Annotated in this window: 10 protein-coding genes; 5 read left to right on the top strand and 5 right to left on the bottom strand. The window is 71.5% G+C overall.

Annotation, left to right across the window (positions count from 1 at the left end; all coding sequences use genetic code 11):
- Window position 1: 1 nt before the first annotated feature.
- Together ACU6WZ_RS02370 and pgfA are read right to left on the bottom strand one after the other, a co-directional pair.
- Window positions 2-1,159, bottom strand: a complete 1,158-nt coding sequence (locus ACU6WZ_RS02370; RefSeq protein ID WP_447031452.1) for a glycosyltransferase family 4 protein — start codon at window positions 1,157-1,159, stop codon at window positions 2-4.
- Between the two features lie 335 nt (window positions 1,160-1,494).
- Window positions 1,495-2,463, bottom strand: a complete 969-nt coding sequence (gene pgfA, locus ACU6WZ_RS02365) for a cell envelope lipid trafficking protein PgfA (protein WP_447031450.1) — start codon at window positions 2,461-2,463, stop codon at window positions 1,495-1,497.
- Between the two features lie 181 nt (window positions 2,464-2,644).
- Between pgfA and ACU6WZ_RS02360 the strand changes: the two genes are divergently transcribed.
- Together ACU6WZ_RS02360 and ACU6WZ_RS02355 are read left to right on the top strand one after the other, a co-directional pair.
- Window positions 2,645-2,797 carry a hypothetical protein gene (locus tag ACU6WZ_RS02360; RefSeq protein WP_447031449.1) on the top strand — a complete coding sequence of 51 codons (153 nt, stop codon included), beginning with the start codon at window positions 2,645-2,647 and terminating at the stop codon, window positions 2,795-2,797.
- Between the two features lie 56 nt (window positions 2,798-2,853).
- On the top strand, window positions 2,854-4,080 hold the full coding sequence (locus tag ACU6WZ_RS02355; protein ID WP_447033811.1) for a PucR family transcriptional regulator: 1,227 nt from the start codon (window positions 2,854-2,856) through the stop codon (window positions 4,078-4,080).
- A gap of 79 nt (window positions 4,081-4,159) precedes the next feature.
- On the opposite strand, the gene aceB is transcribed toward ACU6WZ_RS02355, so the two are convergent.
- The gene (gene aceB / locus ACU6WZ_RS02350) at window positions 4,160-5,779 is read right to left on the bottom strand and encodes a malate synthase A (protein WP_447031447.1); all 1,620 of its coding nucleotides are present in this window, start codon (window positions 5,777-5,779) and stop codon (window positions 4,160-4,162) included.
- A gap of 217 nt (window positions 5,780-5,996) precedes the next feature.
- Window positions 5,997-6,608: a nucleotidyltransferase family protein gene (locus ACU6WZ_RS02345; protein ID WP_447031446.1), complete on the bottom strand. Its 612-nt coding sequence runs from the start codon at window positions 6,606-6,608 to the stop codon at window positions 5,997-5,999.
- A gap of 200 nt (window positions 6,609-6,808) precedes the next feature.
- Between ACU6WZ_RS02345 and ACU6WZ_RS02340 the strand changes: the two genes are divergently transcribed.
- Window positions 6,809-7,117: a DUF5955 family protein gene (locus tag ACU6WZ_RS02340; protein ID WP_447031445.1), complete on the top strand. Its 309-nt coding sequence runs from the start codon at window positions 6,809-6,811 to the stop codon at window positions 7,115-7,117.
- A gap of 26 nt (window positions 7,118-7,143) precedes the next feature.
- Here the strand turns inward: ACU6WZ_RS02340 and ACU6WZ_RS02335 are convergent, their stop codons facing one another.
- Window positions 7,144-7,944 (bottom strand): IclR family transcriptional regulator, encoded by an 801-nt coding sequence (locus tag ACU6WZ_RS02335; protein ID WP_447031444.1) that lies wholly within the window; start codon window positions 7,942-7,944, stop codon window positions 7,144-7,146.
- Window positions 7,945-8,220: 276 nt separating this feature from the next.
- On the opposite strand from ACU6WZ_RS02335, the gene allB reads away from it, so the two are divergent.
- Together allB and alc are read left to right on the top strand one after the other, a co-directional pair.
- Window positions 8,221-9,558, top strand: coding sequence for an allantoinase AllB (allB, locus tag ACU6WZ_RS02330; RefSeq protein ID WP_447031443.1), 1,338 nt, complete (start codon window positions 8,221-8,223; stop codon window positions 9,556-9,558).
- The gene (alc, locus tag ACU6WZ_RS02325) at window positions 9,558-10,673 is read left to right on the top strand and encodes an allantoicase (protein ID WP_447031442.1); all 1,116 of its coding nucleotides are present in this window, start codon (window positions 9,558-9,560) and stop codon (window positions 10,671-10,673) included. The genes allB and alc overlap by 1 nt, the downstream gene beginning before the upstream one ends.
- The last annotated feature ends 20 nt before the right edge of the window (window positions 10,674-10,693 follow it).

Below are 10,693 nucleotides of genomic sequence, written 5' to 3'. Positions count from 1 at the left end.
GTCACCTCCGCCGGGGAGCGGTCGCGGCCTCCGTGGCCACGGCCCGGAACTGGCGCACCGTGCTGCTCCACCGGTAGCGCTCGGCCCGCGTCTCGGCCGCCCGGCCCATCGCCTCACGGCGCTCGCGGCTCAGCGCGAGCGCACACCAGGCGGCCGCGAACGAGCTCTCGCCGCGCGCCAGCACACCGGTGACACCGTCGGCGACGGAATCCCGCAGGCCCGGTACGTCGAAACCGATCGCGGGGGTGCCACGGGCCGCCGCCTCGGTGACCACCAGGCCCCATCCCTCGACCGCCGAGGGGTGGAGCAGCAGCCAGGACGCGCAGAGAAGCTGATGCTTCTCGGCCTCGGACACGTAACCCTTGAAAACGACGCCGGGACCGGCCAGGGCTTCCAGCCGTCTGCGTTCCGGGCCGTCGCCGATGATCAGGAGCTTGCCGCCGGTCACCGGTCTCACCCGCTCCCACAGGCGGAGCAGCAGATCGATGCGCTTGTACTCGACCAGCCGGCCCATCGCGAGGAACAACGGCTCCTCGGAGCGGGCAGTGCGCGGGCCCGGCTGTTCGACCCCGTTGTGCACGACCCTGATGCGGCTGTGGTCGACGCCGAGGGCGCCCAGCGCCCCCGCCGTGGAGGTGGACACGGCGACCAGCAGATTCTCGCGCTGCGCAGCGGACAGCGCCCAGTGCTCCAGGCGCCGCCCGATACCGGCGGCCGGGCCCGGATAACGCATGCCCCACAGCTCGGTGTGGACGTGGTTGACCAGGCACAGGGTCGGACCGCGGTGCCACAGCGGGGTGAGATACGGCAGCCCGTTGCACACCTCGACCAGCAGATCGCAGTCCCCGACCTGCCGGGCGAACGCACGGCGCGCCCGGACGAAGTGGCCGAGGTCGCCGCCGGCGGAGACGACCCGGTAGGCGCGGTACGCCGCCGGGCCGCCGCACAGCAGCGTCACCTGATGGCCGAGGGCGGTGAGGCCGTCCGCGAGGCGGTCGACAAGGAGTTCGGAGCCGCCCGCCGCCGGGTTGCCGAGGTCGCGGCGGGAGAGGAAGACGATGCGGCGGGGGTGGCGGGCGGCTCGTTCCTGGGGGGTGTGGGGCTGCTGGATTACCTGCGGCTCGGGTTCGTGCAGCATGGGGGGTACGTGCTGGGGCATGCGAGCTCCAACTCGTTTGAGGGTGCGTAACCGGTGGGGCCGTGCTCGGGGTGGGACGTCAGTTTTCGCCACGCCGTTCGATGCGGCTACTCACTTCGGTGACAATTTCTGGCCCCCCTGTGGCTCAGACCGGCCGGCAATCGGGGGGCGGCGTCGCGGTGTTGGGGCACGCACCTCGCCGCGTTGTCGTCAATCTTCCCCAAGCTCTCGGCTTCGCTCGAGCAGGGGAGACCCCATTGGCTCCGCCATGCCTCAATCCTCCGCCTTGCGATGCACACACCCCAACACCCCTCCTTCACCCACCCCCCCCAATTGCCGGATGGTCTGATGTGTCATCACTTCGTGACTGCGTGCGCGGCGGTGGTGCGCGGTTCCCTGCCGCGGGCGACCCACACCGCCCCGCCCGCCGCGAGCAGCGCTCCCGCCCCGCCGCCGCCCATCGGCAGCGTCTCGCCCAGCAGCTTCAGCCGGTCGCTGTCGGACGAGGCCAGCTCCACCTGCGCCCGCTGGGTCGCCGCCGTGAACTCCATGCGGCGGCTGTCCAGCAGGACCACCTCGTCCCGCTTCCCGCCCGGTGCGCGCAGCGTCTTGCGGGGGCCGATCGCCGCGTTGAAGATGCGCCCCGTACGCCGGTCGACGACCAGCTCGATGCCGTGGTTCTCGTACCACTCCTCGGCGAGCACCTGGGGGCGCTTCGGTAGCCCGACGAGCCGGCCCGGCACCAGCCTGGTGCCAGTCTTGACCGGTTCGACCCGGCCGGTGAAGCGGTAGCCCTGGTACCCCTGGATCTCCTTCATACCTTCGAAGCGGAGGCGGACGGTCGAGCCGAGCGTGTTGTCCCACCAGCGGTAGGAGCGCTGCTGTACGTCGAAGGGGAACTTGAGGTACGCCTCCCCGTCGAACACCGGTTTCTCCTGGCAGCAGTGCACGGGCTCATTGGTGCGCCGGTCGGTGACCCAGCGCTCCAGCGTCCACTGCAGCGAGTCGTGGGTGTCGGCAGCGGGGAGGGTCGCACCGGTGTCGACCGAGGTCGAGACGTCCCAGACGGCCCGGCCGCTCTGCTCGCTGTCGGCCACATCGCCCCGCACCTGACGGGTGATGGTGAGTCTCTCACCGGTGACGGTCTTGACCTTGCCGGTGTCGAAGTAGCTGCCGGTGCCCGTGAAGACCGTGGTGGTGTCCACGTCGACCGGGGTGCGTTTTGCACGCGGTTCGACGTACCAGGCCAGCAGCGGGGCGAGGACGAGGAGGAACACGCCGGCGCCCAGCAGGGCCAGCGACAAAGGGGAAGTGGTGCGACGCATACGGACAACTCCAGTGAGGGCCGGCGGGGGTGGCGCGGCGGATACGTGCACATGCGTGTCTGGGCCGGGACCGTAGGCGCCCTCTTGACGGCATGTCAATGAGCTGTCAACACTGGGTCATTGCCGGACGGGGCCGGCGGGGACACCGGTGGGGCCACCGCGTCAGAGAGGCCGACCGACCATGTCCAGACTCCTTGCAGCAGCGTTGACCACCCTCGTCGCCGCCGCGCTCGCCGTGGGCGCCGCCTTCGCCGTCGTGGCGCTCCTCGCCGCGCCCCCGGACCAGCCCAATGTGCCGCTGATCAGCTACGAGTCGGCGACGCCCCGGAAGTGACCACCCCCGGGGGAGTGCCCCCAGTGGAAGCGACCGCAGCGGACGGGGAGTTACGGATGGGCGACTGCTCGGCATGGGAGGACGTACCACGCCTCCAGGTGCGCCAGTTCACCGACCGCGCCATGCGCGAACTCCCGTCACTCGCCCAGGAGATCCTCGACGGGATCCGCCGCGAACACCCCCGGCTGCCGCTGGTCCTCGACGAGTCGGGCGAGCTGATCGCCCTCGTCGGCATCCGGCGCGCCCTGGAGGACTTCGTCCAGCACCTCGTCCTGCAGAACCGCCGCCGCCCGCACCTGCACCTGGAGGTGTTCCAGGAGTTCGGGCGCGGCGAGGGACAGCACGGCCGCTCGCTCGACTCGCTCCAGGCGATGTACCGGCTCGGAGTCCGCCTCGCCTGGCGGCGCCTCGCCGAGATCGGGCAGCAGGTGCACATCCCGCCGCCCGCGATGTACGAACTCGCCGAGTCCGGGTTCTCCTTCCTGGACGGTCTGGTGGCCCAGACGGTACGCGGCTACGCCGAGGCGGCCGCCCGACAGGAAGGCGAACGCCTTCGACTGCAGAGGAAGTTGACTCAGGAGCTGATCGCCGAGCAGCACACACCCGAGGACCCGGTGCGGGCGCGCTCACTGGCCGAGCACGCCGGTCGGATCGGCTGGCCGCTGCCGCAGCAGGTCGCCGTCGGGGTGCTGCTGCGGCCTGCCCGCGAGTGTGTGGCGCCGGCCGTGGGCCAGGGCGTACTGCTGGACATGGAGAGCGAACAGCCGCTGATGGTCGTGCCGGACCCGGCGCTCGGCGGACGGCCCGAGCTGCTGCGCCGGGCGATGAAGGGCTGGTCGGGGGCGATCGGGCCGACCGTGTCGCTGGCGCACGCGGCGAAGTCGCTGCGCTGGGCGGCGGCCGCCGTGCGCCTCGTGGAGCGGGGGCTGCTGCCTTCGGGGCGGGTGCTGCACTGCACGGAGTACACCGAGGCGCTGGTCCTGCTGCCGCCGGAAGAACTCATCGGCGACCTGACCCGCCGCTGCCTGGCGCCGCTCGCGGGCTGCGGCCCCACCCAGGGGCGGCGGCTCGCCGAGACGCTGCTGGCCTGGCTGGAGACGCGCGGCGGGGCGCCGGAGGTGGCGGCCAGACTCGGCGTACACCCGCAGACCGTGCGCTACCGGATGCGGCAGATACGGGAGCTGTGGGGCGACGAGGTCGACGACCCGGACCGCCGCTTCGAGCTCGAACTCGTCCTGCGGGCGCAGCGGTTGCGCGGCGAACTGAGCGAGCCGATCCGGTGAGCCTCGCGACTCCGCCCCCGGTGCTGTGCGGTACCGGGGGCGGAGGGCAAGGGGGCGGAGGGCAAGGAGGCGCGGGGGATCAGCCGCGCAGCTGCTCGTACGCAGGCAGCGTCAGGAAGTCCGCGTAGTCCTCGTCGAGCGAGACGGTGAGCAGCAGGTCGTGCGCCTGCTGCCACTTGCCGGCCGCGAACGCCTCGTCACCGATCTCCGCGCGGATCGCCGCCAGTTCGTCCCCGGCGATCTTGCGGGCCAGCTCCGGGGTGGCCTTCCGGCCGTCCTCGAAGACGACACCGGCGTTGATCCACTGCCAGATCTGCGAGCGCGAGATCTCCGCCGTCGCCGCGTCCTCCATCAGGTTGAAGATCGCGACGGCGCCGAGGCCGCGCAGCCACGCCTCGATGTAGCGGGTGCCGACCTGCACCGCCGCGACCAGGCCCCCATAGGTGGGGACCGCGTCCAGGGAGTCGATCGCGATCAGGTCACCCGCGGCCACCGCGACGTCCTCGCGCAGCCGCTCCTTCTGGTTCGGCCTGTCGCCGAGCACCGCGTCGAAGGACTCCATCGCGATCGGCACCAGGTCCGGGTGCGCGACCCACGAGCCGTCGAAGCCGTCGCCGGCCTCGCGGTCCTTGTCGGCCTTCACCTTCTCGAAGGCGACCTTGTTGACCTCGGCGTCGCGGCGGGACGGGATGAACGCCGCCATGCCGCCGATCGCGTGCGCGCCGCGCTTGTGGCAGGTGCGCACCAGCAGTTCGGTGTACGCCCGCATGAACGGGGCCGTCATGGTGACCGCGTTGCGGTCCGGCAGGACGAACTTGGCGCCGCCGTCACGGAAGTTCTTGACGATCGAGAAGAGGTAGTCCCAGCGGCCCGCGTTCAGCCCCGATGCGTGGTCGCGCAGCTCGTAGAGGATCTCCTCCATCTCGTACGCGGCCGTGATGGTCTCGATCAGGACGGTCGCGCGGACGGTGCCCTGCGGGATGCCGACGTAGTCCTGGGCGAAGACGAAGATCTCGTTCCACAGGCGGGCTTCCAGGTGGGACTCGGTCTTCGGCAGGTAGAAGTACGGGCCCTTGCCGAGCTCGATCAGCCGCTTGGCGTTGTGGAAGAAGTACAGGCCGAAGTCCACGAGGCCCCCCGGCACCGCGCGTCCGCCGGACATCAGGTGGCGCTCGTCGAGGTGCCAGCCGCGCGGGCGCATCACGACGGTGGCGAGCTCGTCGGCCGGCTTGAGGGCGTACGTCTTGCCCGACTTCGGGTCGGTGAAGTCGATCCGGCGCTCATAGGCGTCGATCAGGTTGCGCTGGCCGAGGATGACGTTCTCCCAGGTGGGAGCGGACGCGTCCTCGAAGTCGGCGAGCCAGACCTTCGCGCCCGAGTTAAGGGCGTTGATGGTCATCTTGCGGTCGGTCGGACCGGTGATCTCCACGCGGCGGTCGTTGAGCGCGGCCGGGGCCGGCGCGACCTTCCAGTCTCCCTCACGGACCTGTGCGGTGTCCGGGAGGAAGTCCAGCGTGGAGGTACGGGCGATCTCGGCGCGGCGCTCGGCGCGTTGGGCGAGCAGCTCGTCACGCCGGGGCGTGAACAGCCGGTGCAGCTCGGCCACGAAGGCGAGTGCCGCGTCGGTCAAGACCTCGTCCTGCCTCGGCAGGGGCTCGGCATCGACGATGGCCAGCGGGGACGGCGCTGGTGTGGACATGAGCTGTCACTCCTTCGGCGGGCGATGCCTGGCGGCCGCCGGGTCGCCTGCGAACGGCACAGGGTGCCATGGCTCCGAGGTACGGTCGCGGGCGCCGCCAGGTGGTTCAGGGCGCTTCTGACGTGTGGATAGTAGTTTCCTCATGGTGGAACTTCAACGGTCTGTTGACATCGAGATTCTCCGAGTCGACAGAAACTGTCGCTGAGTGCCACCCCGATCACTCCAAGTGGATCAGGTCCTCGACGGTGTCGATGTCGTACGCCGCGGCCACGTCGCCGCATTCCACGAGCAGGGTCGCGCCCGCGTGCTCCCTCAGGTACGCGCGTGCCCCCCGGTCGCCGACGGCACTCGCCCGGATGTCCGTCCACCGCTCGGCGCCGAACAGCACCGGGTGGCCGCGCCGGCCGTCGTACGCCGCCGCCACCAGGCTCGACGGCGAGCGGTACGCCGCCGTCACCCGGCCGACCGCCGCCGCCCCGATCCCCGGCTGGTCCACCAACGACACCAGTGCGGCCGTGGCTCCCGTACCGGCCAGGGAGGCGAGGCCGGCCCGCAGCGACGACCCCATGCCCTCGTCCCACTCGGCGTTGTCGACCAGCACGCATCCGGTCAGGTCGGCGCGGGCGCGTACCTCCGCGGCCGACGCGCCCAGCACCACGTGCACCGGACCGCAGCCCCCCTCGCGCAGCACCCGCACCGCATGCTCGACCAGGGGGCGCCCCCGGTGTTCCAGCAGCGCCTTGGGTCGCCCGCCGAGCCGGCGCCCCGCGCCTGCCGCGAGCAGCAGCCCGGCGATCACCGGGCCCCCGTCCTCACTCGTCCGTACCATGCCCCCTGCCTACCCCATCGGGGCCCGCCCCGCCGGTCCGTCCGCAGGTGAGCGGGGTCACGAACCGGGGCTGCCAGGTGGCGGACAGGGCGCAACATGACGTTGACTGACTCCCGGTCCTTTTCGCGGCGTCCGACCAACGCCGTGCGGGGCCGCTTCACTGACCAGGACCTGCACCGGTGTGTGCGAGGGGGAGAACGTTGTTCAAGAGTGTGGAACACAGGCGCCTGACCGCCCAGGGCGAGGACCCGCAAGTGGCGGAGCTGCGGGATTCCGTCGCGCGGCTGCGCCGCGAGCTGGCCGGGCACCCGGCCGAGCTGCCGGACCGGGGGGTCGCCGAGGACGAGCTGAGGGCACTGCACGCGATGGCGCGCAGCGGCGCGCCCGAGATCATGCGGCTGCGGCGCTCGCTGCTGCTGGTCGCGGCTTCGATCGGCTCGGTCAGCGCGCTGTCGGGCGCCATGACGCAGGTACGCAACGCGGTGGACCTGTTCGGCCCGGACCGCTGATCGCGTACGGGACCGGGCCGGCCGCGTCAGCCCTGGGAGCCGTTGCTCGCGAGCGCCACCGACAGGTCCCGGGCGACCTCGTGGAGTATCGGGACGATCTTCTCGGTCGCCGCCTCCGTGACGCGGCCCGCCGGCCCGGAGATGGAGACGGCCGCGGAGGTCGGGTAGTCGGGGACGGGAACCGCGAGGCAGCGGACGCCGATCTCCTGCTCGTTGTCGTCGACGGCGTAACCGGTGCGGCGCACCTGCTCCAGCGCCTCCAGGAAGCCCTCGGGGGTGGTGATCGTCTTCTCGGTGGCGGCCGGCATGCCGGTACGGGCGAGCAGCGCGCGTACCTCCTCCGGCGGGGTGTGCGCGAGGAGTGCCTTGCCGACGCCGGTGGAGTGCGGCAGAACCCGGCGGCCCACCTCGGTGAACATCCGCATCGAGTGCTTCGACGGCACCTGCGCGACGTACACGATCTCGTCGCCGTCGAGCAGCGCCATGTTCGCGGTCTCGCCGGTCTCCTCGACCAGACGCGCCAGGTAGGGCCGGGCCCAGCTGCCCAGCAGCCGGGACGCGTTCTCGCCGAGGCGGATCAGGCGGGGGCCCAGGGAGTAGCGCCGGTTCGCCTGCTGGCGTACGTATCCGCAGGCGACCAGGGTGCGCATCAGCCGGTGAATGGTGGGCAGCGGCAGACCGCTGCTGGCGGAGAGCTCGCTGAGGCCGACCTCGCCGCCCGCGTCGGCCATCCGCTCGAGCAGATCGAAGGCGCGCTCCAGGGACTGGACGCCGCCGGTGGGCGCGGCAGTCTTGGAAGCGTTGGTGGTGGCGTTGGACGACGGCACGTCAACGGTCCTTTCGAGGCGGATGGGCAAGGCAGCAGCCTACCCGCCGCCTTTCCGGGGCACACGGCCCTCATGGCGCCGTACCCGCCGGTCAGAAGGTGTTTGTCCGTGTGTGGGCCGTCACCTCCGCAGATGCGTGGCGACGCCCCTGTGGATAGCTACCTTCTGCTGGTCGAAATTCTACTTCCACTTCATGGAAACCTCTAAAATCTTGACGGACTGGACGCAGGAGTGAAGACTCCTTCAACAAAACGTTGAAAAGGAAGTGAGGGGCCGGTGTCCGACCAGGAACTCGTACTGCGCTCGACGCGCGTCATCACCCCCGACGGGACGCGCGCCGCATCGGTCGCCGTCACCGGCGGGACGATCACGGCTGTGCGGCCGTACGACGCCGAGGTGCCGGCCGGGGCCCGGCTGGAGGACTTCGGGGACGACGTCCTGCTCCCCGGCCTCGTCGACACCCACGTCCATGTCAACGACCCCGGCCGCACCGCGTGGGAGGGCTTTTGGACCGCCACCCGCGCCGCGGCGGCCGGCGGCATCACCACGCTCCTCGACATGCCGCTCAACTCCCTGCCGCCGACCACCACCGTCGAGAACCTGCGCGCCAAGCAGGAGGTCGCCCGCAGCAAGGCGCACGTCGACGTCGGCTTCTGGGGCGGCGCGATCCCGGACAACGTGAAGGGCCTGCGGCCGCTGTACGACGCCGGGGTCTTCGGCTTCAAGTGCTTCCTGTCTCCCTCGGGCGTGGAGGAGTTCCCGGAACTCGACCAGGAGCAGCTGGCCCGGTCCATGGCGGAGATCACCGGTTTCGGCGGGCAACTGATCGTGCACGCCGAGGACCCGCACCACCTGGAGGCGGCCCCGCACCGCAGCGGACCGGCGTACGCCGACTTCCTCGCCTCCCGGCCGCGCGACGCCGAGAACACCGCGATCGAGGGCCTGATCGCGCACGCCGCACGCCTCGGCGCCCGCGTGCACGTGCTGCACCTCTCGTCGTCCGACGCGCTGCCCCTGATCGCCGCCGCCAAGCGCGACGGCGTACGCGTCACGGTCGAGTCCTGCCCGCACTTCCTCACCCTCACCGCAGAGGAAGTACCCGACGGGGCAACGGAGTTCAAGTGCTGCCCGCCGATCCGCGAGGCCGCCAACCAGGACGCGCTGTGGGACGGGCTCGCCGACGGCACGATCGACTGCATCGTCTCCGACCACTCCCCGTGCACCACCGACCTCAAGACCCCGGACTTCGCCTCCGCCTGGGGCGGCATCTCCTCGCTCCAGCTCGGCCTCCCGGCGATCTGGACCGAGGCACGACGCCGCGGCCGTTCCCTGGAGGACGTCGTCCGCTGGATGTCCGCCGCGCCGGCCGAGCTGGCGGGGCTCGCCCGGAAGGGCGCCATCGCGGTTGGGCGGGACGCCGACTTCGCGGTCCTCGCCCCCGACGAGACCTTCACCGTCGACCCCGCGCGGCTGCACCACCGCAACCAGGTCACCGCGTACGCGGGCAAGACCCTGCACGGCGTCGTCAAGTCGACCTGGCTGCGCGGCGTACGCATCGCCGACAGCGGCATCCTCGCCGAGCCCACCGGCCGGCTGCTCGAAAGGAACATCTGATGGCGGCCATCACGACTTTCACTGGCGACGCACACCCCTACGGCGGCGGCGACCCGTACGCCGACTACCGCACCGCCGACTTCCCCTTCACGCAGCTCACCGACCTCGCCGACCGGCGGCTCGGAGCGGGCGTGATCGCAGCCAACGACGAGTTCTTCGCCGAGCGCGAGAACATGCTGCGGCCGCACCCGGCGGAGTTCGACCCGGAGCGGTTCGGCCACAAGGGCAAGATCATGGACGGCTGGGAGACCCGCCGTCGCCGCGGAGCGGGCGCCAAGCAGCCGCACCCCACCGACGAGGACCACGACTGGGCCCTCGTACGCCTCGGAGCACCCGGCGTGGTGCGCGGCATCATCGTCGACACCGCGCACTTCCGCGGCAACTACCCGCAGGCGGTCTCCGTCGAGGCCGCGAACGTGCCCGGCTCGCCGTCACCCGAGGACCTGCTGTCCGGCGACGTGAAGTGGACAACTCTCGTACCGCGTACGGCAGTCGGCGGCCACGCGGCCAACGGCTTCGCCGTCGACGCCGAGCAGCGCTTCACCCACCTGCGGGTGAACCAGCACCCCGACGGCGGCATCGCGCGCCTGCGGGCGTACGGCGAGGTCGTGCCCGACCCGGCCTGGCTCGCCACGCTCGGCACGTTCGACGTCGTCGCCCTGGAGAACGGCGGCCGGGTCGAGGACGCCTCCGACCGCTTCTACTCGCCGGCCACCAACACCATCCAGCCGGGTCGTTCCCACAAGATGGACGACGGCTGGGAGACGCGCCGCCGCCGCGACAAGGGCAACGACTGGATCCACTACCACCTGGTGGCGCAGGCCGAGATCCGCGCGGTCGAGATCGACACGGCGTACCTCAAGGGCAACTCGGCCGGCTGGGCGGCGCTCTCGCTGCGCGACGGCGACAGCGGTGAGTGGACGACAGTCCTGCCCCGCACCCGCCTCCAGCCCGACACCAATCACCGCTTCGTCCTGGACGCGGCCCCGGCTGCGACCCAGGTCCGTATCGACATCTTCCCCGACGGCGGCATATCGCGGCTGCGCCTGTTCGGCTCGCTGACCGGGGCGGGAGCGGCAGCACTGGCGGCTCGCCACCAGGAGCTGGGCGGCTGACCCGCCGCACGCCCACAGAC

This window comes from Streptomyces hypolithicus, assembly GCF_052934925.1.
Note: the sequence above shows the minus strand (reverse complement) of the source record. Positions and strands in the feature narration are given on the sequence as shown.